This window comes from Dactylosporangium sp. CA-152071 (assembly GCF_050936335.1).
GTDB lineage: Bacteria > Actinomycetota > Actinomycetes > Mycobacteriales > Micromonosporaceae > Dactylosporangium > Dactylosporangium maewongense.
The window spans coordinates 6,553,399-6,575,152 of record NZ_JBNJMZ010000001.1 but is presented as its reverse complement, the minus strand read 5'-3'; the positions used below and the strand labels follow the sequence as shown (position 1 = coordinate 6,575,152).

Here is a 21,754-nt window from a genome sequence, read left to right as displayed (position 1 = left end):
ATGCAGATCACCGTGACGGTGAACGGCGAAAGCCACACCCGCGACGTGGAGCCCCGGCTGCTGCTGGTGCACTTCCTGCGCAACGAGCTCGGCCTCACCGGGACGCACTGGGGCTGCGACACGTCCAACTGCGGCGTGTGCACCGTGACCCTGGACGGCGTGCCCGTCAAGTCCTGCACCGTCCTGGCGGTGATGGCCGACGGCAAGCAGGTCGGCACCGTCGAAGGGCTCGAGCGTGCGGACGGCCTGGACCCGGTCCAGCAGGGCTTCGTGCAGTGCCACGGGCTGCAGTGCGGCTTCTGCACCCCCGGCATGATGCTCACCGCCCGCTGCCTGCTCGACAAGAACCCCGACCCGTCGGAGCAGGAGATCCGCGAGGCGATCTCCGGGCAGCTCTGCCGGTGCACGGGTTACGAGAACATCGTCCGCTCGGTCCGCTGGGCGGCGGAGCACGAGGCTGCAGCGAAGGCCGAGGTGACGTCATGACCGTGACCGAGACCCCCATGGGCTTCGGCCGCATGCACCGCAAGGAAGACGCGCGGTTCGTGCGCGGCAAGGGCAACTACGTCGACGACGTCAACCTGCCCGGCATGCTGCACGGCTCGTTCCTGCGCAGCCCGTACGCCCACGCGAAGATCGTCTCGATCGACACGAGCGCGGCGGAGGCGCTGCCGGGCGTCAAGGCCGTCATCACGGGTGCCGTCCTGGAGACGCTGAAGCTCGCGTGGATGCCGACCCTGTCCTACGACACGCAGGCCGTGCTCGCGACCGACAAGGTCCGCTTCCAGAACCAGGAGGTCGCCTTCGTCGTCGCCGAGAACCACTACATCGCGCGGGACGCGCTCGAGCTCATCGAGGTCGAGTACGAGCCGCTGCCGGTCGTGGCGGACGCGAAGCAGGCCCTCGCCCCGGACGCCCCGGTCATCCGGGACGACAAGGAGGGCAAGACCGACAACCACATCTTCGACTGGTCCGCCGGCGACGCGGAGAAGACCGACGCGGTCTTCGCCTCGTCGGAGGTCGTGGTCAGCGAGGACATCCTGTACCCGCGGGTGCACCCCTCGCCGCTGGAGACGTGCGGCGCGGTCGCCGACTTCGACAAGGTCAGCGGCAAGCTGACGATCTACTCGACCACCCAGGCGCCGCACGCGCACCGGACCGTCTACGCGCTCGTCGCGGGGCTGCCGGAGCACAAGATCCGGGTCATCTCCCCCGACATCGGCGGCGGCTTCGGCGGCAAGGTCGGCATCTACCCCGGCTACGTCCTGGCGATCGTCGGCTCCATCGTCACCGGCAAGCCGGTGAAGTGGATGGAGGACCGCAACGAGCACCTGACGGCCACCGCGTTCGCCCGCGACTACCACATGCGCGGCGAGATCGCGGCGACGAAGGACGGCAGGATCCGCGCCCTGCGGGTCAAGGTCCTCGCCGACCACGGCGCCTTCAACGGCACCGCCCAGCCGACCAAGTTCCCGGCCGGCTTCTTCCACATCTTCACCGGGTCCTACGACCTGGAGGCGGCGTCCTGCGACGTCACCGGCGTCTACACCAACAAGGCCCCGGGCGGCGTCGCGTACGCCTGCTCCTTCCGGATCACCGAGGCCGCGTACCTCGTCGAGCGCATGATCGACGTGCTGGCGTTCGAGCTGAAGATGGACCCGGCCGAGCTGCGGCTGAAGAACCTGCTCAAGCCGGAGCAGTTCCCGTACACCACGCCCACCGGCTGGGAGTACGACTCCGGCGACTACCCGCGCGCGCTCCGGCTCGCCATGGACATGGTCGAGTACGACAAGCTCCGCGCGGAGCAGGCCGACAAGCTCAGCCGCGGCGAGTACATGGGCATCGGCATCAGCTTCTTCACCGAGGGCGTCGGGGCCGGCCCCCGCAAGCACATGGACATCCTCGGCCTGGGCATGGCCGACGGCGCCGAGCTGCGGGTCCACCCGACCGGCAAGGCGGTGCTGCGGCTGTCGGTGCAGACGCAGGGCCAGGGCCACGAGACGACGTTCGCGCAGATCGTCGCCGAGGAGCTGGGCATCTCGCCCGACGACATCGACGTCGTGCACGGCGACACCGACCAGACCCCGTTCGGCCTCGGCACCTACGGCTCGCGCTCGACGCCGGTCTCCGGCGCGGCGACCGCGATCGTGGCCCGCAAGGTCCGCGACCGGGCCCGGATCGTGGCGTCGGCGATGCTCGAGGTGTCCCCGGACGACCTGGAGTGGGAGAAGGGGAAGTTCTTCGTCAAGGGCGACCCCGACCAGGCCAAGACGATCCAGGAGATCGCGATGGCCGCGCACTCGAGCCTGGAGCTGCCCGAGGGCGTCGAGGGCCACCTGGACGCGACGACGGTCTACAACCCGCCGAACCTGACCTACCCGTTCGGCGCGTACATCTGCGTCGTCGACGTCGACCCGGCCACCGGCCAGGTCAAGGTCCGCCGGTTCATCGCCGTCGACGACTGCGGCGTGCGGATCAACCCGATGATCGTCGAGGGCCAGGTGCACGGCGGCCTCGCCGACGGCATCGGCATGGCGCTCATGCAGCTCATGGCGTTCGACGAGGACGGCAACCACCTCGGCGCGTCGCTCATGGACTACCTGCTGCCGACCTCGCTGGAGTGCCCGTCGTGGGAGCTCGGCGAGACGGTCACGCCGTCGCCGCACCACCCGATCGGCGCCAAGGGCGTCGGCGAGTCCGCGACGGTCGGCTCGCCGGCCGCCGTGGTCAACGCTGTCCTCGACGCGCTGAAGCCCCTCGGGGTCCGGCACGCCGACATGCCCCTCACCCCGTCCAACGTGTGGCGCGCCGCGCAGGGCCGCCCGATCCGAACGGACCTCGCCATCTCATGACCGACCTCCTTCATCGTGCCGACCGGTTGCGCGCCGACCGCACCCCGTTCGTCCTCGCGACGGTCGTGCGGGCCGAGCGGCCGACCAGTGCCAAGGCGGGAGACCGCGCCCTCGTGCTGCCGGACGGCACGATGGAGGGGTTCGTCGGTGGCACCTGCGCCGAGTCGACCGTCCGTCTCCAGGGGCTCCGGCTGCTGGAGACGGGCGAGTCGACGCTGCTGCGCATCACGCCCGACGGCTCCGACGTCACCTCCGAGCGGGAAGGTCTGCTCACCGTCTCCAACCCGTGCCTGTCCGGCGGGACCCTCGAGATCTTCCTGGAGACGATGATTCCGGCGCCGCTGGTGTACGTGCAAGGCGAGGCTCCCGTCGCCCGCGCGATGGTGGACGTCGCGCGATCCATCGGCTGGGAAGCGGTCAGCGGGCCCGCTTCGGCGGTGCCGCTGGACGCGTCCGCGGTCGTCGTCGCCTCCCACGGGCGCGACGAGATCGAGTCCCTCACCGCGGCGGTCAGGGCGGACGTGCCGTACATCGCGCTGGTCGCCAGCCGTAAGCGGGCTCTTGCGGTCATCGGCGAACTGCCGCTGACGGACCTGGAGAAGGCACGCATCCACGCGCCGGCCGGGCTGGACATCGGCGCGCGGACGGCGCCGGAGATCGCGCTGTCCATTCTCGCCGAGGTCATCTCCAAGCGGCCCCGGCAGACCGCCCCGCCGCCCGGCCGGATCGAGCTGCCGTTGCTCCAGCCGGTCGCCAAGGCCGCTGTCTCCAAGGTCGCGGTCGCCAAGGACGTCATCTGCGCGATGGACGTGGCGATCTCGCCGGACGCGCTGCAGTACGAGCACGAGGGCACCATGTACTACTTCTGCGGCTCCGGCTGCCGGCGGGCGTTCATCGACAACCCGGCCCGGTACCTGTGACGGCCTCGGTCGAGGAGCTGGTCGACGGCCTGTCCGAGCAGGGCTACCTCGCCGACCAGGGGCTCGCCACGGCGCTGTTCCTGTCGGTGCGGCTCGGCCAGCCGATCCTGCTGGAGGGCGAGCCCGGGGTCGGCAAGACCGCCGCCGCGGGCGCCCTCGCCGCGTCGCTGGACACCCCGCTGATCCGGTTGCAGTGCTACGAGGGGCTCAGCGCCGCCGAGGCCCTGTACGAGTGGAACTACCCGCGCCAGCTGCTGGGGATCCGGCTCGCCGAGGCGCGCGGCGAGGTGCCCCGGGAGGCGGACCTGTTCGCCCCCGAGTACCTGCTGCGCCGGCCGCTGCTCGCCGCGATCGAGCACCCCGGGCCGCGCCCGGCGGTGCTGCTCATCGACGAGGTCGACCGGGCCGACGACGAGTTCGAGGCGTTCCTGTTCGAGCTCCTGGCCGAGGGCTCGGTGACCATCCCCGAGCTGGGGACGCGGACCGCGGTGGTGCCGCCGATCGTCGTGCTGACCAGCAACCGGACCCGCGACCTGCACGACGCGCTGCTGCGGCGCTGCCTGTACCACTGGATCGGCTACCCCGACGCGCACCGGGTCGCGGCGATCATCCGGCAGCGGGTGCCGGGCGCCGACGAGCTCCTCGCCGCCCAGGTCGCCGGCGCGGTGTCGCGGCTGCGCGGGCTGGACCTCACCAAGCCACCCGGCGTCGCCGAGGCGATCAGCTGGGCCAACGCGCTGCGCCTGCTGGGCCTGCCCCTGGACGAGAAGTCCGCCGGCGCGACCCTCGGCGCCGTCCTGAAGTACCGCGAGGACGAGGAGCTGGCCCGTCGGACGGGTCTGGCGGACCTTGCCACGGGGTGACCTGGCCGGGCTCGTCGCCGCCTTCGGCGCGGCGCTGCACGACGCGGGTCTGCCCGTCGGGCCGGACCGCGGCGAGCGCTTCGCCCGCGCCGTCACGCTCCTCGCCCCCACCACCACCGCGGAGCTGCACCGCTGCGCGCGGGCGACGCTGACCTGCCACCCCGAGCAGTTCGAGATCCTCGACCGGGTCTTCGACGCGGTCTTCCGCGGCTACGCCGACGACCCGGCCGACTTCCGCGGCGACCCCAACGCCACCGGCACGTCCACGACCACCAGGTCCGGCGGCTTCTCCAGCGCGGGCCCGTCGTCGGAGTCGCCGTCCTCCTCGCAGGCGCCCGCCCGCGAGGTCGAGATCCCGGTCGCCACCGTCGGCAGCGCGGCGGAGCGGCTCGCCTCCCGCGACTTCGCCACGCTGACGCCCGAGGAGCTCGCGGCGCTGCAGGACCTGATGCGGCGGCTCGCCGTCGCCACCCCGCCGCGCCGGACCCGCCGCATGCGCGCGAGGCCGCTCGGTGCCGCCGTCGACCTCCGGGCCACCCTGCGGCGGGCCAGGCGCTCGGGCGGGCATCCGGTGCGGCTGATGCGCCGGGAGCCCCGGCTGCGGCCGCGGCGGCTCGTCGCGCTGTGCGACATCTCCGGATCCATGGAGCCCTACGCCAGGGCGATGCTGCAGCTGCTGTACTGCGCGGCCGGCACCTCGCACGCCGAGGTGTTCACGTTCGCCACCCGGCTGACCCGCCTCACGAAGGTGCTCGCCCGCACCCGCCCGGCGGTCGCGCTCGCCCGCGCCGGGCAGGCCGCCCCCGACTGGTCCGGCGGCACCCGCATCGGGGCCGCGCTGAAGGCCTTCAACGACGGCTACGGCCGCCGCGGGATGGCCCGCGGCGCGATCGTCCTCATCGTCTCCGACGGCTGGGAGACCGGCGACCCGGCGCAGGTCGGCGTCGAGATGGCCCGGCTGTCCCGCCTCGCCCACCGGATCGTGTGGGTCAACCCCCGGACCCAGAGCCCCCGCTACCGGCCCCTCGTCGGTGGCATGGCCGCCGCGTGGCCCTACTGCGACGCGGTGGTCAGCGCCCACTCCCTCACCGCTCTCGACCCCCTCCTGGCCGCGCTCGAAGGCCATTCTCGAAGGACGTGACCGTCAATGCTGCTCACCAATGAGTTCGTCGTCCACCGGCCCCTCGAAGAGACCTGGGCGGTGCTGACCGACCTGGAGCGGATCGCCCCCTGCATGCCCGGCGCCCAGCTGACCTCGGTACAGGGGGACGAGTACCACGGCAAGGTCAAGGTGAAGGTCGGCCCGATGACCGCCCAGTTCTCGGGCGTGGCCACCTTCAAGGAGCGCGACGACGCGGCGCACCGGGCGGTGATCGACGCCCGCGGCCGCGACGCGTCCGGCAAGGGCCGCGCGTCGGCGCTCGTCACGGCGGTGCTGACGGCGGAGGGCGAATCGACGAAGGTCGCCGTCGAGACGGATCTGACGATCGCGGGCCCCTTGGCGCAGATGGGCCGCAGCACGATCGGCGACATCAGCACCCGGCTGCTCGGTCAGTTCGTCACCAACCTGGAGGCGCAGCTGGCCGAGGCGCCCCCCTCCGCCGAGACGTCGCCGTCCGCCGAGGAGCCGCCTTCTTCGGCCGAGCAGGTCGAGCAGGTCGAGCAGGTCGAGGCGATCGTGCCGACCGCTCCCGTCCCCGACGCGAACGGCGTGACGACCGCGCCCGCCCAGCAGGCCGTCCGCGTCATCGAGGGACCGGAGGCGGCCCCCGTCGACCTTCTGGAGACCGCCGGGACCACCAACATCGTGAAGATCGCGGTGCCGGTCGTCATCCTCGTCGCGGTGATCGTCGCGCTGATCGTCTGGCTGGTCTGAACGGCTCCGGAACAGAGCCGGAACAGGGCTGGAACAGGGCTGGAACAGGGCAAGGGGCACCGGCCGGGTTGCGGCCGGTGCCCCTCCTTTCCTCACCCCATCCGATGCGGCCGCCCAATCAACCGCAGGTGAAGACCGCCGGGGCCGCGTTCGGACCCCACGCCACCTTGCCGACGAGCAGGATCGTCGTCGACTCGCCCGGCTTCAGCCGGCTCTGCCACGGCTTGACCTTCACCGAGGCGCCGGTCTGCGTCGCGGTGCCGTTGACCGCGAGGTCGACCTTCTGCGTGCCGGTGTAGGCGAAGCCCAGCGCCCAGTCGTTCAGCGTCTGGCGGGACGTGTTGCGGACCGTCACGGAGGCGATGTAGACGCCGCCGAGGTCCAGGACCCTGGTGTACGTGACGGTGCACGGCTGCTTCGCGACCGCGCCGCCCTCACCCTGGTCCGCCAGGAACGACGCCACGAACGACAGCGCCGAGTTCCAGTTGATCGTGATCTCGTTGGTCGACCACGACTCGATGTCGTCGACGTAGCAGAACTGCGGCTTGCAGCCCGCCAGGATCTTCGACGCGACCGGGTCCTGGATCGAGGAGTTCGGCCCGCCCGACAGCGACCCGGCCGGCGGGTTGGGCAGCGCCGGGTTGAGCTGGTGGGCGTACATCCGCGAGTGCTGGTTGTGCGACGCCCGCTCGCCGTAGCCGGTCACGTAGGACTGGTTGAGCGCGTTGCGGCCGAGGAGGTAGTCCATACCCGTCAGGACGCCGTCGCGGAACGCCGTGTCGCCGCTGATGTCGTACGCCGTGGCGATGACGGCCAGGTTGTTCACGACCAGGCCGTTGGAGCCCCAGTCGAACTTCCCGTTGGACGGGTTGTAGGCGATGTTGTACGCGTTGCCCCGCAGCGTCTGCAGGTAGCCGCGGGCACCGTCCACAACGGACTGCCGCACCCGCCCCCGGTCGGCCAGCGCGTTGGGCACGGTCGCGAGGTCGAGCCGGCCGGCCGTCGCGGTGAACTTCCAGTCGAAGCCCTCCGGGCGGAACACGTCGGCGGTGTGCCACGGCGACGCCACGACCGCGTCCTGGTAGACCTTCTCGCCGGTGCTGATGAACAGCTCCGCCGCGGCCCAGTAGAACTCGTCGGTCACGTTGTCGTCGTCGTACGCGCCGCCGCCGGTGCCGTCCGTGACGAGGGCGTAGCGGGCCGGGTTGGCGACCGCGGCCGCGTACGCCGTCTTCGCCGCGGCGAGCAGCTTCGCGGCGAACGCCTTGTCGTAGGGCTGGAAGAGCCGGGCGCCCTGGGCGGCGGTCGCGGCGAGGTTCAGCGTCGCGGCCGTCGACGGTGCGTGCAGCTCCCGCGGCTGCGGGTCGGCGGCGGGGTCGAGCGGCAGGCCGGTCCAGGCTGCGTCGTGCACCTTGTGGTGCACCATGCCGGCCAGGGGCTTGCCCGCCGGGACCTGCATCCGCAGCATGAACTCCAGCTCCCAGCGCGCCTCGTCGAGGACGTCGGGCACCTGGTTGCCATGCTCCGGGACGCGCAGCGAGCCGTCGCCGAGCTTGTCCGCGCGGGCGCCGGCGGCGACCTTGGTCCGCTCGAAGGTGCTCAGCAGCTGGTACACCGAGATGCCGCCGTTGACGACGTACTTGCCGTGGTCGCCGGCGTCGTACCAGCCGCCGCGCACGTCGAGCCGGTAGTCGCACAGGCCCGGCTGGCACGGGACGTCCGTGTCGCCCTGGTTGGGCGCGACGCCGAGGTGGCCGGCCGCGCGGCCGTAGCCGGGGGCGATGCTGTCGAGGATCTCGATGCCGCTGCGCTGGGTGTAGTACCAGGACAGCGAGTCGGTGCGCAGCTTCTCGTAGGCGGCGTTGACCCCGATGTCGAAGGGCACGCTGGTCTCGCCGTCGGCGGTCAGCGTGTATCCGGCGCCCTTCACCCTGTACGAGCTGAAGTCGGCCGTCTGGACGTTCTGGCCGGAGGTGGCGTCGACCCCGGCCGGCGTGGTCGTGCCGGTGGCGACGACCGTGCCGGCGGCGCTGCGCAGCTGCCACGGCAGGCCGGTGGTCGCCTCGGTGACGACGGTGGCGGCCTTCGGGCCGTCGGCGAGGTAGCCGACCTGGTTGACCCGCACGCGGGGGCCGGTGTCCGGGACGTACACGGGCGGCGGAGCACCTCCCTGCAACGAGATGTCGTCGAGGCACAGCGTCCAGGCGGTCGCGCTGCCGCCGACCTGGAACGCGACCTGGCCCGCGTCGGTGTCGGCCGCCGCGGTGAACGTGTAACTGTAGGACTGTTGCGCCGCGGTGAGGGCCGGCGCCGCGGAGAGCTCCTGGGTGTAGGGCGGCGCCGCGAGCTGGACGTTGGCCCGGATCGTCACCGGCGTGCTGGCGCTGGCCTTGAAGGCGAGCTTGTACGACTCGCCGGCCTGCAGCTTGACGGCGTTCTGCCCGATGATGGCGTCCCACGGGTTGGTGGTCCCGGCGGGGATGGCCGCGCACAGCTGCCCGCCCACGACGGAGGCCGGCGCGTTGCCGGTCCACCACCACGGGTCGGTGCCGCTGTCGAAGGTGCCGTTGACGAGCTGTTCGGCCGGATCGGCGAGTGCGGCGGACGCGGTCATCGGCACGACCAGGACCGCCGCGACTAAGGCGAGCGAGAGTTTGCGCTTCACACAGACACCCCTTGTGGCGGAAGGGAAATGGGAGCGCTCCCACTGTGTCTTACCGCACACAAGGGTGTCAATACTCAAGCTGCCTAGCGTTTCAGGGTGGGAAACACGTACCAAACCAGCACGAACGACACCCCGAGCGCGCCGGCCACCGCGATCGCCCACGAGACCGCGACGACGACCTCGAACACCAGGAACACAGCGCCGACCACGGAGAGCCACAGGAACACGAGCCCGATCTGCGCGAGCGTGTCGCTCGACTTGACGAGCTGCTCCTTGCGCCCCCGGCGGAACAGGATCCGGTGATGGCTGACCGGGGCGATCAGGCACAGCGTCGCCAGGGCGGTGAGCACCAGCGTCACGATGTACGTTCCACGCTGGACGGCCGTGATCTCCGCGAACCGCTGGCTGAACGGAATCGTCAGCAGGAAGGCGAACAAGATCTGCACGCCGGTCTGCGCGACCCGCAGCTCCTGCAGCAATTCGGTCCAATTCCGGTCGGAACGCTCAACGGGGCTCTCGTCGCGATCGGCCATGCGGGTTCTTTTACCCAACCGGTCGCCAGAACGAAACTGGCGATCGGGTCAAACCCGGCGCGTCGGGGCTGCGACCGGTTGCATGCTGGGCATATGGTCGCGAACGTGAGCGCACCCTTCGATGAGTTGACGTCCGGTCGACGCGCGTGGATCGCCCGGGCCGGGCTGGCCGAGCTCGCCTCCGCCGTTGGGCGCCCCGGCCGTGTGGCGGTCTCCGTGCGGCCCGACCTGCTGGCGCGGGTCGACCAGCACGCCGCCGCGGTCCGCGAGTCCCTCGGTGGCACGCTGCTCGACCCGGTGGCCCTCGCCGGTTACGCGGCGGCGATCCGCGACGCCGCCAGGGACGCGGGCGAGACCCTCGACGACTGGTCCCGCCCGACCTGGGCGATGCTCCGCCTGCTGGCGGTCTGCTCGCTGATCCCTTCGTAGGCGCCTGCCTGGCGCTTACTTCAGGAAGCGCTTGTCGGCGTGCAGCGGGTCCGTCAGCCGGATGGTGATGAACTCGTTGTTGTCGGGCTGGCCCGGCGTGCGGCCGTTGGAGAACGGGAAGTTGTTGTCGTTGACCACGCCGAGGGTCTTGTCGTCGAGGATGACGACGTCCTCGATGGTCTGGAACGGGAACGTGAAGGTGCCCGTGTCCCCACCGAGGTGGCGCGGGTCGGCGAGGTTCATGAGGTCCGCCACGAGGGTCTTGTCGAGCTTGCCGTCGCGGTTGCGGTCGCGCTTGTCGGCGAGGTAGATCCGCTTGAACTTCGCGGTCGCGCCCTGGCCGTTGTCGCGCTCGATGACGAGGAAGCGGTCGTCGTCGACGGCGATCGCGTCGCCGATCGCGTTGGCCGGGTCCTCCAGCTGGTAGATCCAGCGCTTGCCCGTGTACGAGCGGGACGCGACGTCGAACTCGTTGAGCCGCAGGCCGCCGGGCGCGTCGCCGGCGACGACACCCTCCAGCAGCGCGTACAGCTTCCGGCCGTCGGGAGACTGGGCGAGGCCCTCGAAGCCCTTGCTGCTGTTCAGGTTCGGGTTGCCGGCCGGGTTCTCCGGCGCGCGGACCCCGTCGAGCGGGATCGGCGCCTGCAGCAGCCGCCCGGCGCGGTCGAAGTGCAGCAGGTACGGGCCGAACTCGTCGCCGATCCAGTACGTGCCGTCCTTCGCCCGCTGGATCGACTCGACGTCGAAGTCCGAGCCGGTGAGCACCCGGTCGGGGCGGGTCAGCGCGAACGGCACGAGACCGTTCGGGTCCGTGAGGTTGATGCCGCCGACCACGTCCACCGTGTGGTTGCCGTAGTCCGGGGCCACCCGGTGGATGCGCAGCACGAAGTCGGCGCTGTTGGCCTTGTTGCCGTAGCCGTTGTCCGAGAGCACCTCGAACGTGCCGTCCCCATTGCGGACGATGCCGCTGAAGCCCTGGACCGGCTGGTCGGCGAACGGCGGCGTGATCCCGTTGGACGGCGTGCCGCCCAGCAGCGAGCCCGACGGGTCGCTGGCGGAGACGAACGTGGCCGCCGGCAGCGCGGCGAAGCCGGTCAGGGTGGCGCGGCCGTAGGTGTCGTGTGCTTCAGCGCTCGGCGCGGCGAGGGCCAGCGTCAGCACGCCGATACCCAGGCCGGCACCGGCACGTCGGAGATTCCTCATGGGCCGCGACGCTAAGGGGCCCGGGTGAACCACCCAGGTGCTTCCGGTGATCGGCCTACGTTTTCTTGGTGATCGCTTCCTGGAGCGTGCGCAGCCGCGCGACGACGGCCGGCCCGTCGGTGATGCTGCCGCCGCCCTGGTAGTACACGAACGACACGCGCACGACGAGCTCGCCGCTGGCGGCCTCCACGTACGCCTCGCCGTCACCGGCGACCGAGAACGTCGACGCGTCGATCGACTTCGCGTCCTGCGCCGCGTTCTTGTCGTAGGCCACCTGCTGCGCGGCGCCCGACGAGGGGCGGACCAGCGTCAGGAACAGGTAGAAGTCGCCGGAGGCGCCGTCGACCGCGCACGCCTTGAGCGAGTCGGTGTCGCGGCGCTCCCTGGTGCCCGGCGCCTCGCCGAGCGCGGCCTTGAGCTGGTCGTCGGTGGCGATGCCGCACATGTCGGCGGTGTCGTAGACGGCGCCGTTGCGCTTCGCGTCCTGCGGACTGCCCTGCCCCGCCGGGTCGTCGCCGCAGCCGGCGAGCGCCAGTACGACGCCCGCCGACAGCACGGCTTTACGAATGGTCACGCAGTGTTTCTACACGGTTTTCAGACGCGGCCGAAGTCCTGGGTCCAGTACGGGGTCCCGTCCGCCTTGTACGCGAGGCCGACACCGACCGCGACGCTGCTGCAGTTGAGGATGTTGGCCCGGTGGCCCTCGCTGTTGATCCAGCCGGTGACGACCTCCTGCGGCGACCGGTAGCCCCAGGCGATGTTCTCCGCCGACGCCCCGGCGGTGTACCCGGCGGCGACCTCACGCTGCACGAACGTGCTGCCGTTGGACCCGGTGTGGCTGAAGAAGTTGTTCGTCACCATGTCGGTGCTGTGGTTGCGCGCCGCCGCGACCAGCCGCGAGTCGATGCGCAGGGCGCCGCAGCCGTTGGCCTTGCGGTAGTTGTTGGTCAGCGTCACGACCTCGCTCTCCAGCGAGCTGCTCTCCACCGGCTTGGTGGCGGGCGTCGTGGGCGCGGTGGTGGGCGTCTTGGTGGGCGTGGTGACCGGCTTGGTGGTGGGCTTGGTGGTCGGCTTCTTCGTCGGCGTGGTGACCGGCTTCTTGGCGGTCGACTTCTTCTTCTTCTTTTTCTTCTTCTTGGATACCGCGGCGGCGACGTCCGCACCCGCGACCGCGTCACCGGCGGCGGTGACGACCTGCGCGGCGGCGGGGGCGGCCGTCGCGGCGGTGGCGGTGAGCGTGAAGCCGAGCGGCGCCGCGAGCAGCACGGCGGCGAGGATGGTGGCACGGCGAGGGAACCGGGTCACGATGGGAAACCTTCCGTCGGTGAGCTTGACGGAGTTGGTATCGGGTGCCTCACAGCGCTCGTGAGCAGGTCAACTGGCCCGCAACGGTCGGCAACCGACCGGCTACCCGTGCGGGTGGGTCCCTAGTGGACCGGCCGCCGAAGTTCCATCAAAGGTTGGAGGGCGGCGGCCCCGGGCATTCATACCGTTGAGCTACAACAACGATCCGCCCGTCGAAGGAGCAGCAATGTCCACTCTGGTCAGGCCCCGGGACAACCGTTGGATCGCCGGCGTCTGCTCCGGCCTCGCCCGCCGGTTCGGCATGTCGCCCAACGTCATGCGGCTCATCTTCCTCATCTCGTGCCTGCTGCCGGGCCCGCAGTTCGTGATCTACATCGTGCTGTGGGTCCTGATGCCCGACGAGTCGAAGTCGCCCAGTTACAACTGAGGTCCGCCAGGGTGCGCTCCGGGTTCGCCGGTCAACCGGCCGGCCGACCGGTCGAACTCGGAGGCATGTTCAAAGACCTCGCCGAAGCCACCCGCCACACCGCCGCCCGCGCGACCCTGAACGGCCTGATGACCTGGCTCGGCGAGTCCGGCCTGGCGGCCGCCGCCGCCTCGGCCGGCCTCCAGGCCGCGGTCGACCAGCACGCCGCCTCGGTCCGCGACGCCCTCGGCGACCCGGAGCACGGCCCGAACGCCGTCGCCCTCGCCAGCTACGCCACCGGTGTCCGCGACGCCCTCATCGAGGCCCATTGGCAGCTGCCACCGACCTCCGAGCTCGACTGGTCGAAGGCCGAGTGGCCCACGGTCCGCCTCATCGCCATCTGCGCCCTGGCCCGCTCCGCCGGCCAGATCTGACCCACCTCCCACCTCTTCCGGACCGCTGCTAGCCGGGCGGTGGAGGGGTCTCGCGTGGGCCGCCGATGAACGCGGCCGCGACGGCGCCCGCGAGGCAGACGGCCGCGGTGATCAGGAAGATCTCGCGGTACTCGGTGCGTAAGGCGTCCTGGAGCGCGTTCGCGTACGCGGACATCAGCCGCCGCTGCTCCTCGGCCGGCTTGCCGAAGACCAGCGGGAAGTCGAGGTTCGCGGTCAGCTCGTGGAACCGGTGCAGTCCCCAAGCCGTCAGGGCGGCGACCCCGATCAGCATGCCCATCGTCCGTGCCACGACCACCGCCGACGAAGCCACCCCGTGCTGCGACGCCGGGGTCGCCCGCAGGGCCGCCGCCGACAGCGGAGCGATGACCAGCCCCAGCCCGAGGCCGGCGAGCGCCAGGTCCGTGTCCAGCCGGGGCAGGATCCCCAGGTAGCGCGCGGCGAGCACGTCCTCCGGCCAGCCCGCGATGAGCAGATACGCGACCGCCGCCAGCACGAGCCCACCGACGGCGACCGCCCGCTCGCGCACCCGCCCCGCACCCCACCCACCAGCACCGACACCACCGCCAGCGCCGCCACCATCACCGCCACCGACACCGCCACTGGCACCGGCACCGGCACCGCCACCATCACCGCCACCGGCACCGGCACCGGCACCGGCACCGGCAGCACCAGAGCCGGCATCGGCAGCACCGGCATCATCGGCGCCGGCGCCATAGGGGCTGCCCACTGCCGGAAGTTCGGCAGCGCTGAGAGCGCCGGGACGGGCGGGGCTGAGCAGGCTCTCGCCGGCGGGAGCGGCGGCCAGGTCGAGAGCTTCCGCGCCGGAAGGGACGCCCCGCACGGCGGCCCGGCGGGACTGGCGGAGCAGCAGGCCGCCCAGGACCGCCCCCACGGGCAGGGCGACCAGGAAGCGGGTCAGCACCAGGGTGGCCTCGACGCCGGACTTGCGCAGGAGGGTCTGCGCGACCAGCTCCACGTCGACCAGCGTGACCATGAGGGCGACGCCGGCGCACCAGCTCGCCACCAGGACAGCGAAGAACGGCAGCTTGGCGGCGCCGGTCAGGTCCAGCAGGCGGGTGCGGGCCCGGCGCTCCCACAGCGCGAACAGCACCGTCACGACCGCGGCGCCGGCGAGGACGGGCCAGCCCCACGAGGGCAGGACGGACCGCTCGGGGTCGGGGTTGTACAGCGCGGCGACCACCGCGCCGAGCGCCACCGCCAGGAGCAGCCCGCCGACCAGGTCGGTCCTGCGCGGGGCGGACGACCGCGGCGGGCCGCCGGGCACCGCGCGCCAGACGAGGACGATCGCGACCGCGACGAGCGGCAGGTTCAGCCAGAAGATGCCGCGCCAGGTGCCGAGCGCGGCGGCGACCGCCACCCCGTACAGGGGGCCGAGGACGCTGCCGAGCTCCTGCGCCGCCCCGATGTTGCCGAGGACCAGGTGGCGGCCGCGGTCGGGCCACAGGTCGCTGACGAGGGCGACGGTGACGGGCAGCAGCGCGCCGCCGGCGATGCCCTGCAGCGTGCGGCCGCCGGTGAGCAGCCAGATCTCGCCGCCGGAGGCGGCCGTGAGCACGCCGGACGCGGCGGTGAGCGCGGAGCCGGCGGCGAATCCGAGCAGGCTCGCGACCAGCAGCGCCCGCCGGCCGAACCGGTCGGAGAGCGACCCGAGCAGCGGCATCCCGGCGACGTATCCGAGCAGGAAGCCGGTCACGACCGGGGTGACCCGCTCCAGCCGGGTGTCGGCGATGTGCAGGGAGTCCATGATGTCGGTGAGGACCCCGACGATCACGTAGGCGTCGAGCGCGGCGAGCAGCACCGCCACCCCGCCCACGCTGACGGCGAGCCGCCGCCGCCCGCCCCCGGAGGCGGGCGCAGTCGACGTCATCTGCTTACTTCGGCGGGGCGATGGTGACCGGGGCGTCGAACTCCTTGAACGTGATGGTGACCGTGCCGCCCTTGGCCTCACCGACGGCGGGCAGGGTGAACGCGGCCTTCAGCAGCTTCTTGCCGTCCTTGGCGATCCAGAACTTGCCGGGCACGGAGCCGGTGACGCCGGGCACCACGTTGGCGAGGGTCTGCGAGGAGTTGTCGGTCGAGAGCCGGTAGGCCTCCTGACCGTCGACGCTCTCGGTGGCCTCGGTCTTGCCGTTGGTGGCGGTGCCCAGGACCTTGGCGATGCCGCGGTCGGGCGAGAGGATCGCCGACGGGTCGTAGACCGACGCCGCGAGGGCCAGCGGCAGCTGCTGGTAGTCGCCGGTGGGACCCTTCAGCCACATGGTCTGCCCCACGATGGTGAAGGCCATGTCGACCGTCGCGCCCATCTGCTCGACCTGGGCGGTCCCCTGCGCGTTGCCCTCCTTGGTCAGCACGCCGTCGGCGCGCTTGAGCGCCACGCCGGCGATGGTGCCGTCGGCGGTGATGAGGAACTTCGCGGACGTGATCCCGCCCATCGCGGTCGCGGACTCCTTGAGCAGCCCGTCTGCGGCCGGCAGGTTGGGATCCGCCTTCCCGGCGTCGTCCTCTTTGGACTTGCTGGTGCAGCCTGTCAGGACGAAGAGCAAGGCCGTGAAACCGGCCAGCAGAGCACGAGTGCGGGGCATACCGGCATGCTAGACCGCGCAACGAAACAACGGGCGAGCCGTGACCCTGGGCAGCGGCGAAGTCACCGAGCGACAGGTCTAGCGCCCCGCGAGCAGCTCCGCGACCGCCCGGCCGGAGGCGGCCGTCGCGCCGAACGTGGCGATGTGCAGGTCGCCCCGCGGTGCGGCGGGCACGCCCATCTCGACCACGACCGCGTCGGGGCGCACGGCAAGGGACGCCTTCAGCGCGTCGGTGATCCACGGGTAGCGGTGCGGGTCCCGTACCACCAGCAGCAACGGACGACCGATGGACGAGCGCAACGCGTCGGGCAGGCCCTCCTCCGAGGACAGCCGCACCCCGGAGGTGTCGGGCACCAGCTCGGCGAGCGGCGCGATGAGCCCCCACGGCGTCTCCGGGGCGATCGCGAAGTTGAGCTCCGGCTGGAACTCGATCACGTACGCGGGCGCGGCGAGCGGGAACGTGGCGTCGGGCGCGGTGATGCGCAGCGCCCGGCGGGCCGCGGACAGCCCGAGGGCGCCCGCCTGCGGGTCCGGCGGCGTGCGGGACGCGTTCAACGACCAGGCGGCGAGCCGCGCGACCCTGGCGGCGGCGTCGGCGAGCCGCGACTCGGGCAGCTCGCCGGAGCGCACTGCGGCGACGATCGCGTCGCGGAGCAGGTTGGCCGTCTCCTCGTCGGCGTGGTCGCCGCCGACGCAGATCGCGTCGGCGCCCGCGGCGAGCGCGAGGACGGTGGCCTGCGCGAAGCCGTAGCGGTCGGAGATCGCCCGCATCTCGATGCCGTCGGTGACGATCAGGCCGTCGAAGCCGAGCTCGCCGCGGAGCAGGTCGGTCATGATCCGCGGGCTGAGGGTGGCCGGCAGGTCCGGGTCGAGCGCGGGGACCCGCAGGTGGGCGCTCATGACGGCGCGCACGCCGGCGGCGATCGCCGCGCGGAACGGCACCAGCTCGGTCGCGTCGAGGTCGGCCCGCCCGGCCTTGATGATCGGCACGTCCAGGTGCGAGTCGACGCTGGTGTTGCCGTGCCCGGGGAAGTGCTTCGCGCAGGCGGCGACACCCGCCTCCTGCAGGCCGGTGATCCACGCGGCGGTGTGCCGGGCGACGCGCTCGGGCTCGGCGCCGAACGCGCGGGAGCCGATGACCGGGTTGTTGGGGTCGGAGTTGACGTCCGCGTCGGGCGCGTAGTCGAAGGTGATGCCGACCGAGGCGAGGTCGCGGCCGATGTGGCAGGCGACCTCGCGGGTCAGCGCGGTGTCGTCGACGGCGCCGAGGGCGAGGTTGCCGGGCCACGGGCTGCCGCTGTGCGCATCGATGCGGGTGACGTCGCCGGCCTCCTCGTCGATGGCGACGATGACGTCCTCGCGCTCGGCGCGCAGCGCCGCGGTCAGCTCCGCGACCTGGTCACGGTCGACGACGTTGCGAGCGAAGAGCACGACGCCGCCGAGCCCCTCGGCGAGGCGGCGGCGGACCCACGGCGGGGGCTCCTTGCCCACGAATCCCGGCTGAAGCACGGCGTTCGCCATGCCGACCAGGTCGTCCCCCGTGCTTGCGTCCATGCGTCAACCACCCTTCGCGCCTGGCGAGAATGGTCACATCACAGCTCCGTAATAGTCAAGAAACCTTCCAGTAGTTAACGGCCCGGTCATCGATGGGGGCGGATGGTCCAGACCACTGTCATCTCGGTCGTGACGGCGCCGTCGGCCCTCGTGACCTCGATCGCGACGGGAAATTCGGGGCGCTCGCCGGCGGCCAGCTCCGCCAGAACCTCGCTGACGGGCCGGCCGAGCCGGGCGACGGCCTGGACCGGCCCGGCGGCGAGCTTGCGGTACGCGATGTCGGACCGCACCGCCAGCGGGGTGCCCAGCGCGAGGTGCTCGCCGAACGCCGCCATCACGACGGCGCCGGATGCGGTCTCGCCCAGCGTGAAAATAGCGCCGGCGTGCGGCCCGGCGACGTGGTTGTGCAGCCGATCCTCGTCCGGGAGCGTGGCGGTGGCGCTGATGTCGTCGCCGTCCACGCGCACGTCGGTGATCTCGATTCCGACGGTGCGCGCGAACGGGACTGCGGAGATCAGGTTGGTCGCCAGTACCTTGGCATCAACGGTCATGCGCCGAGGTTACCGACCGGTAGCAAGACTTAGAAGAGTTCGCCGATCGTGTGGATGATGTTGACGTAGAAGTTGCCCTCGATCGGCCGGAACACCTGGAACGGCTCGTGCGGCTCGCCGACGAACGGCCGCAGCGTCCACGCGAGCTGGGTGCCGACGAAGCCGAAGAGCAGGATCCACACGTGCAGCAGCGTCATGCTGGCCGGGCGCTCGCCGGGCGCCAGCGTGACGGCCCCGGTGCGCGGCGTGGGGAGCGGCGGCGCCACCGGGAACGCGTAGCGGCCGTCGGGCAGCAGCAGCGGCTGCTTCGGCGGGTACACCACCGGCGGCGCCGCCGCGAGCTGGACCGCCCCGTTGGCCTGCGGAGACGATGCCGCGGCCCCGGCCGACACCGACGCGGCCGGGACAGCCGCCTTGTCATCGTCTGCGGCGTCGGCACCGGCGGGCGCCGGCGACACCGGTGCGTCCTGCGACGCGTCGGCCAGCTCGGCCATCGCCTCCGCTTCGGCCCGCTCCTGCGCCTCCCGCGCCTCCTGCTCCGCGCGCCGCGCCGCCGCGACCGTGGCCGTGTGGGCGTTCAGCGCGTGCATGCCGCTGGTGAGGAACTTCAGCCCGACGAACGCCGTCATGGCCAGGATCGCCACGTTGAGGATCTTGTAGAACGAGTAGCTGAACGCCGTCAGCAGGAAGAACAGGCTGATCGGCGCGAACGCCAGGGACAGCACCGCGGTCACCGTGATCGTGACCATGACCAGCGCGAGTGCCTGCCGGACCTGCAACCTGGCGCCGAACACCAGGTTGAACAGGTACAGCGTCGGCAGGCAGATCGCGAGCGTCATCAGGAACAGCAGCGGCAGCTTCAGCGCCGACAGGCCCGCCTGAGCGAAGCTGTGCGAAGCCCCCAGCACCGCGCCGTAGCAGGCGAGCGCCAGCACCGAGCTGGTGAGCATCTGCAACGTCAGCTTGCCGAGGTCCCGCTCCTCACCGATCTGGCGCCAGATCGACTCCCGGTCGCGGAGGATCCGCTCGATGATGAGCAGTCCGCTCCCGGGTTGTTGACCGCCGCCTGTCGTGCCGAATGCCGCCATCGGAGCATCCCCTATGTCGGAGGGCCAGTTCGCCGCAGGCTAGAGCAGCCGCGTCACTCAGCGCCACCCCACATCGATGCGTTGTCCCCTTTCATCGAAAAAGTGCAGTGCTTCCATGCGCACAGCGACGGTCAACGGGTGACCGTGCGTGACCGCTGGGTACGGCGCGAGGCGCACCGCGAGCTCCGCCGGGCGACGGTGGTGCCGGCCCGGGTCGCTCAGGACGCTGTCGCGCTGGGGGGCGCGCCGCCCGTTGCGGCCGCCGCCGGCGCCGACCAGCTCCAGGTCCTCCGAGCCGCCGCGGCCGGTGAGCTTGCCGACGAAGCGCTTGAGCCCGCCGCCGTTGATCGGGATGTCGGTCGGCGGCGCGCCGATCTCGTCGACGATCACCGCGGTCGCGCCGATGTCCAGGAACGCGAGCGACTCGTGGCCGTGGTGCTCCAGGTACCGGATGCGCCCGCGCAGCACGTCGCCGCCGGTCGTGTCCGGCACCGGGGTCAGCGCTTCGGCCCGCACCCCGATGACGATCCGCTCGCCGTGGAAGTGCGCGACCTGGCGCGAGCGCAGATCGTTCCACGGCAGGTGGAGCACCTGGTCACCCATGTGCAGCGCGATGTGGCGGTCGAGGTGCACGTAGACCTCGGCCTCCAGCAGGTTCATCCGGGGACTGCCCAGGAACGCGGCGACGTAGAGCGTGGCGGGCCGGCCGTACACCTGCGTCGGCGTCCCGACGTCCTGCAGGACGCCCTTGCGCAGGATCGCGACCCGGTCCGCCATCGTGAGCGCCTCGGCCTGGTCGTGGGTGACGTAGATGGTGGTGACACCCAGCTCACGCACGAGACCGGAGATCTCCGCCCGCAGCTCCGCCCGCAGGCCGCTGTCCAGGTTGGACAGCGGCTCGTCCATGAGGAAGAGCTTCGGGCGGCGCACGATGGCACGGCCCATGGCGACCCGCTGGCGCTGGCCACCGGACAGCTGCCCGGGCTTGCGGGCCAGCACGTCACCGATGCCCAGCGCGCTGGCCACCTCGGCGACCTGCTCGGCGCGCGGCTCCGGCTCCACCCCCGACAGCCGCAGGGGGAAGCCGATGTTCTCCCCGACGGTCATGTGCGGATAGAGCGCGAAGTCCTGGAAGACCATGGCGACCCCACGCTCGCGCGGCGGGAGATCGTTGGCGAGGTCGCCGTCGAGCATGATCGCACCGGAGGTGGGGTCCTCCAGGCCCGCGACCATGCGCAACAAGGTCGACTTGCCGCAGCCGCTGGGACCGAGGAGCACCATGAACTCGCCCTGTCCCACGTCAAGGTTCACTCGGTCGACGGCCACCGTGCCGTCGGCGAAGACCTTCATCACATCTTTGAGTGCGACGGTAGCCACCGTCACCTCCACCCCGAGTCAGCAGTGCAATTCGCGGATAACTCAGTCACCCCGAGTCAAGTACTGTGACGAGGGGCACGCAAGTTGGTCCATCGGGTAAATGACCAGTGTTCAGCGTGTTACCACACAACTACTGGTAGGAAAGTTGGCAGTGACGGCCGCCGCTCACGACGCGGGGAAGTTTACGGTCACCGACGTGTACCCGAGAGCCCCGAGGAACTGCTGCAGCATCTTCCTGGTGTTCTCCTCGGCCCGCTTGCTGAGACCGGCCTCCTTGGCGGCCGTGCCGATCTTCTCCTCGGCGAGCTTGTAGACCTCCTGCAGCCGGTTCGGGTCCGACTTGAAAGCGTCCGCCAGCCGGTTGAACAGCCCGCGGTCCTCCTGGTAGACGTAGCTGCGGTCGTTGTTGATCCGCACCGGCCGCAGCTGCGGCGCCGGCAGCGTGATCTCGACCGTCCGCCGGTCGTCGGACTCCTTCACCGCGCCCTGGCCGATCCCGGCGAAGTCGACGTAGACCTCCACCGACCCGGCGGCCACGAACAGGATCCGCTCGTTGAGCAGGAAGTCCGGGATGTACTTGCGGTCCTTCTGCACGTCGACGATGACCTCGAAGTTGCCCTCGGCCGCCACGTACTGGCTCAGGTCCTGCACGGACTTGAGCAGCGCGGGGCCGCTGCGGTCGGTCTGCTCCTTCGCGAACGGGTTCTTCAGGTCCGGGAACAGGCCGATCGTCTTCGCGCCCAGCACCAGCGCGACGACCAGCCCGATCGTCGCCACCAGCCAGAACAGGCCCCGCATCGCCCCGCCGCCGGCCTTGACCGGCACGACGATCGGCGCGTCCCGCTCATCGCGCCCACGCGGGTCGACCGGTTCGCCGATCTTCGGCGACCAGCCCTTGCCCTTCCCGGTGGTCGGCGCGTCGTCAGCGGGCCCGGACGCGATCGCGGGGTATTCGGAGGTCTTCGGGTCCGACCCGCGCCGTTGCGTCGGCACGTCGTCCGAGTCGTCGGGGGTCACGGTTTCGTCGTTGCGGGCCATGCTGACTCCTCCGGGAGGATCTTCTTGCTATCACGG

General features: G+C 71.5%; 21 protein-coding genes. 9 read left to right on the top strand and 12 right to left on the bottom strand.

What is annotated here, in order from left to right; all coding sequences use genetic code 11:
• From ACQEVZ_RS29560 to ACQEVZ_RS29535, 6 genes are read left to right on the top strand one after another with little or no spacing between them, the layout of a single operon-like run.
• On the top strand, positions 1-486 hold the full coding sequence (locus ACQEVZ_RS29560) for a (2Fe-2S)-binding protein (protein ID WP_344501358.1): 486 nt from the start codon (positions 1-3) through the stop codon (positions 484-486).
• The gene (locus ACQEVZ_RS29555) at positions 483-2,852 is read left to right on the top strand and encodes an aerobic carbon-monoxide dehydrogenase large subunit (protein ID WP_354899800.1); all 2,370 of its coding nucleotides are present in this window, start codon (positions 483-485) and stop codon (positions 2,850-2,852) included. Before ACQEVZ_RS29560 ends, ACQEVZ_RS29555 begins: the two co-directional genes overlap by 4 nt.
• A complete protein-coding gene (locus ACQEVZ_RS29550; RefSeq protein ID WP_433372398.1) occupies positions 2,849-3,772 on the top strand; it encodes an XdhC family protein in 924 nt (307 codons plus the stop codon). The genes ACQEVZ_RS29555 and ACQEVZ_RS29550 overlap by 4 nt, the downstream gene beginning before the upstream one ends.
• Positions 3,769-4,635, top strand: coding sequence for an AAA family ATPase (locus ACQEVZ_RS29545; protein WP_344501355.1), 867 nt, complete (start codon positions 3,769-3,771; stop codon positions 4,633-4,635). Before ACQEVZ_RS29550 ends, ACQEVZ_RS29545 begins: the two co-directional genes overlap by 4 nt.
• Entirely contained in the window at positions 4,622-5,776 is a 1,155-nt protein-coding gene (locus ACQEVZ_RS29540; RefSeq protein ID WP_344501354.1) for a vWA domain-containing protein, read from the top strand. Before ACQEVZ_RS29545 ends, ACQEVZ_RS29540 begins: the two co-directional genes overlap by 14 nt.
• 6 nt (positions 5,777-5,782) lie before the next feature.
• Complete coding sequence (locus tag ACQEVZ_RS29535) at positions 5,783-6,511, top strand: SRPBCC family protein (protein WP_433372393.1); 729 nt, start codon at positions 5,783-5,785, stop codon at positions 6,509-6,511.
• Between the two features lie 118 nt (positions 6,512-6,629).
• On the opposite strand, the gene ACQEVZ_RS29530 is transcribed toward ACQEVZ_RS29535, so the two are convergent.
• Both ACQEVZ_RS29530 and ACQEVZ_RS29525 read right to left on the bottom strand, forming a co-directional pair.
• On the bottom strand, positions 6,630-9,125 hold the full coding sequence (locus tag ACQEVZ_RS29530; protein WP_433377068.1) for a glycoside hydrolase family 9 protein: 2,496 nt from the start codon (positions 9,123-9,125) through the stop codon (positions 6,630-6,632).
• Positions 9,126-9,259: 134 nt separating this feature from the next.
• The gene (locus tag ACQEVZ_RS29525; protein WP_433372390.1) at positions 9,260-9,709 is read right to left on the bottom strand and encodes a DUF6328 family protein; all 450 of its coding nucleotides are present in this window, start codon (positions 9,707-9,709) and stop codon (positions 9,260-9,262) included.
• A gap of 105 nt (positions 9,710-9,814) precedes the next feature.
• Here ACQEVZ_RS29525 and ACQEVZ_RS29520 point away from each other — a divergent pair, with 105 nt between their 5' ends.
• Positions 9,815-10,138, top strand: a complete 324-nt coding sequence (locus ACQEVZ_RS29520; protein ID WP_363400532.1) for a DUF6401 family natural product biosynthesis protein — start codon at positions 9,815-9,817, stop codon at positions 10,136-10,138.
• A gap of 15 nt (positions 10,139-10,153) precedes the next feature.
• On the opposite strand, the gene ACQEVZ_RS29515 is transcribed toward ACQEVZ_RS29520, so the two are convergent.
• The 3 genes from ACQEVZ_RS29515 to ACQEVZ_RS29505 are packed head-to-tail and all read right to left on the bottom strand — an operon-like array spanning position 10,154 to position 12,646.
• Positions 10,154-11,341 (bottom strand): esterase-like activity of phytase family protein, encoded by a 1,188-nt coding sequence (locus ACQEVZ_RS29515; RefSeq protein WP_433372386.1) that lies wholly within the window; start codon positions 11,339-11,341, stop codon positions 10,154-10,156.
• Between the two features lie 55 nt (positions 11,342-11,396).
• Entirely contained in the window at positions 11,397-11,915 is a 519-nt protein-coding gene (locus ACQEVZ_RS29510; RefSeq protein ID WP_354899813.1) for a hypothetical protein, read from the bottom strand.
• A gap of 20 nt (positions 11,916-11,935) precedes the next feature.
• Positions 11,936-12,646, bottom strand: coding sequence for a CAP domain-containing protein (locus ACQEVZ_RS29505; RefSeq protein ID WP_433372382.1), 711 nt, complete (start codon positions 12,644-12,646; stop codon positions 11,936-11,938).
• 226 nt (positions 12,647-12,872) lie between these two features.
• On the opposite strand from ACQEVZ_RS29505, the gene ACQEVZ_RS29500 reads away from it, so the two are divergent.
• Both ACQEVZ_RS29500 and ACQEVZ_RS29495 read left to right on the top strand, forming a co-directional pair.
• Positions 12,873-13,073, top strand: coding sequence for a PspC domain-containing protein (locus ACQEVZ_RS29500; RefSeq protein ID WP_344501347.1), 201 nt, complete (start codon positions 12,873-12,875; stop codon positions 13,071-13,073).
• 65 nt (positions 13,074-13,138) lie between these two features.
• Complete coding sequence (locus ACQEVZ_RS29495) at positions 13,139-13,486, top strand: DUF6401 family natural product biosynthesis protein (RefSeq protein ID WP_433372378.1); 348 nt, start codon at positions 13,139-13,141, stop codon at positions 13,484-13,486.
• A 28-nt stretch (positions 13,487-13,514) separates the two neighbouring features.
• Here the strand turns inward: ACQEVZ_RS29495 and ACQEVZ_RS29490 are convergent, their stop codons facing one another.
• The 7 genes from ACQEVZ_RS29490 to ACQEVZ_RS29460 all read right to left on the bottom strand — a co-directional run bounded on the left by ACQEVZ_RS29490 (position 13,515) and on the right by ACQEVZ_RS29460 (position 21,718).
• On the bottom strand, positions 13,515-15,395 hold the full coding sequence (locus ACQEVZ_RS29490) for an MFS transporter (RefSeq protein WP_433372375.1): 1,881 nt from the start codon (positions 15,393-15,395) through the stop codon (positions 13,515-13,517).
• 4 nt (positions 15,396-15,399) lie between these two features.
• Positions 15,400-16,110 (bottom strand): LppX_LprAFG lipoprotein, encoded by a 711-nt coding sequence (locus ACQEVZ_RS29485; protein WP_354899823.1) that lies wholly within the window; start codon positions 16,108-16,110, stop codon positions 15,400-15,402.
• A 78-nt stretch (positions 16,111-16,188) separates the two neighbouring features.
• Positions 16,189-17,664, bottom strand: a complete 1,476-nt coding sequence (locus tag ACQEVZ_RS29480; protein ID WP_344501343.1) for a glycoside hydrolase family 3 protein — start codon at positions 17,662-17,664, stop codon at positions 16,189-16,191.
• Between the two features lie 86 nt (positions 17,665-17,750).
• Complete coding sequence (locus ACQEVZ_RS29475; RefSeq protein ID WP_433372370.1) at positions 17,751-18,215, bottom strand: DUF4442 domain-containing protein; 465 nt, start codon at positions 18,213-18,215, stop codon at positions 17,751-17,753.
• A 29-nt stretch (positions 18,216-18,244) separates the two neighbouring features.
• A complete protein-coding gene (locus ACQEVZ_RS29470; RefSeq protein ID WP_433372367.1) occupies positions 18,245-19,303 on the bottom strand; it encodes a hypothetical protein in 1,059 nt (352 codons plus the stop codon).
• 57 nt (positions 19,304-19,360) lie between these two features.
• On the bottom strand, positions 19,361-20,680 hold the full coding sequence (locus ACQEVZ_RS29465; protein ID WP_344501340.1) for an ABC transporter ATP-binding protein: 1,320 nt from the start codon (positions 20,678-20,680) through the stop codon (positions 19,361-19,363).
• Between the two features lie 165 nt (positions 20,681-20,845).
• Positions 20,846-21,718 (bottom strand): DUF4230 domain-containing protein, encoded by an 873-nt coding sequence (locus ACQEVZ_RS29460; RefSeq protein WP_344501339.1) that lies wholly within the window; start codon positions 21,716-21,718, stop codon positions 20,846-20,848.
• Between the last annotated feature and the right edge of the window lie 36 nt (positions 21,719-21,754).

What these genes read in the sequence shown, in the direction of transcription:
- ACQEVZ_RS29480 (WP_344501343.1), bottom strand. Translation starts at nt 17,664, where the DNA reads ATGGACGCAAGCACGGGGGACGACCTGGTCGGCATGGCGAACGCCGTG.
- ACQEVZ_RS29525 (WP_433372390.1), bottom strand. Translation starts at nt 9,709, where the DNA reads ATGGCCGATCGCGACGAGAGCCCCGTTGAGCGTTCCGACCGGAATTGG.
- ACQEVZ_RS29490 (WP_433372375.1), bottom strand. Translation starts at nt 15,395, where the DNA reads ATGACGTCGACTGCGCCCGCCTCCGGGGGCGGGCGGCGGCGGCTCGCC.
- ACQEVZ_RS29555 (WP_354899800.1), top strand. Translation starts at nt 483, where the DNA reads ATGACCGTGACCGAGACCCCCATGGGCTTCGGCCGCATGCACCGCAAG.
- ACQEVZ_RS29475 (WP_433372370.1), bottom strand. Translation starts at nt 18,215, where the DNA reads ATGACCGTTGATGCCAAGGTACTGGCGACCAACCTGATCTCCGCAGTC.
- ACQEVZ_RS29460 (WP_344501339.1), bottom strand. Translation starts at nt 21,718, where the DNA reads ATGGCCCGCAACGACGAAACCGTGACCCCCGACGACTCGGACGACGTG.
- ACQEVZ_RS29485 (WP_354899823.1), bottom strand. Translation starts at nt 16,110, where the DNA reads ATGCCCCGCACTCGTGCTCTGCTGGCCGGTTTCACGGCCTTGCTCTTC.
- ACQEVZ_RS29550 (WP_433372398.1), top strand. Translation starts at nt 2,849, where the DNA reads ATGACCGACCTCCTTCATCGTGCCGACCGGTTGCGCGCCGACCGCACC.
- ACQEVZ_RS29560 (WP_344501358.1), top strand. Translation starts at nt 1, where the DNA reads ATGCAGATCACCGTGACGGTGAACGGCGAAAGCCACACCCGCGACGTG.
- ACQEVZ_RS29535 (WP_433372393.1), top strand. Translation starts at nt 5,783, where the DNA reads ATGCTGCTCACCAATGAGTTCGTCGTCCACCGGCCCCTCGAAGAGACC.
- ACQEVZ_RS29470 (WP_433372367.1), bottom strand. Translation starts at nt 19,303, where the DNA reads ATGGCGGCATTCGGCACGACAGGCGGCGGTCAACAACCCGGGAGCGGA.
- ACQEVZ_RS29495 (WP_433372378.1), top strand. Translation starts at nt 13,139, where the DNA reads ATGTTCAAAGACCTCGCCGAAGCCACCCGCCACACCGCCGCCCGCGCG.
- ACQEVZ_RS29500 (WP_344501347.1), top strand. Translation starts at nt 12,873, where the DNA reads ATGTCCACTCTGGTCAGGCCCCGGGACAACCGTTGGATCGCCGGCGTC.
- ACQEVZ_RS29515 (WP_433372386.1), bottom strand. Translation starts at nt 11,341, where the DNA reads ATGAGGAATCTCCGACGTGCCGGTGCCGGCCTGGGTATCGGCGTGCTG.
- ACQEVZ_RS29530 (WP_433377068.1), bottom strand. Translation starts at nt 9,125, where the DNA reads ATGACCGCGTCCGCCGCACTCGCCGATCCGGCCGAACAGCTCGTCAAC.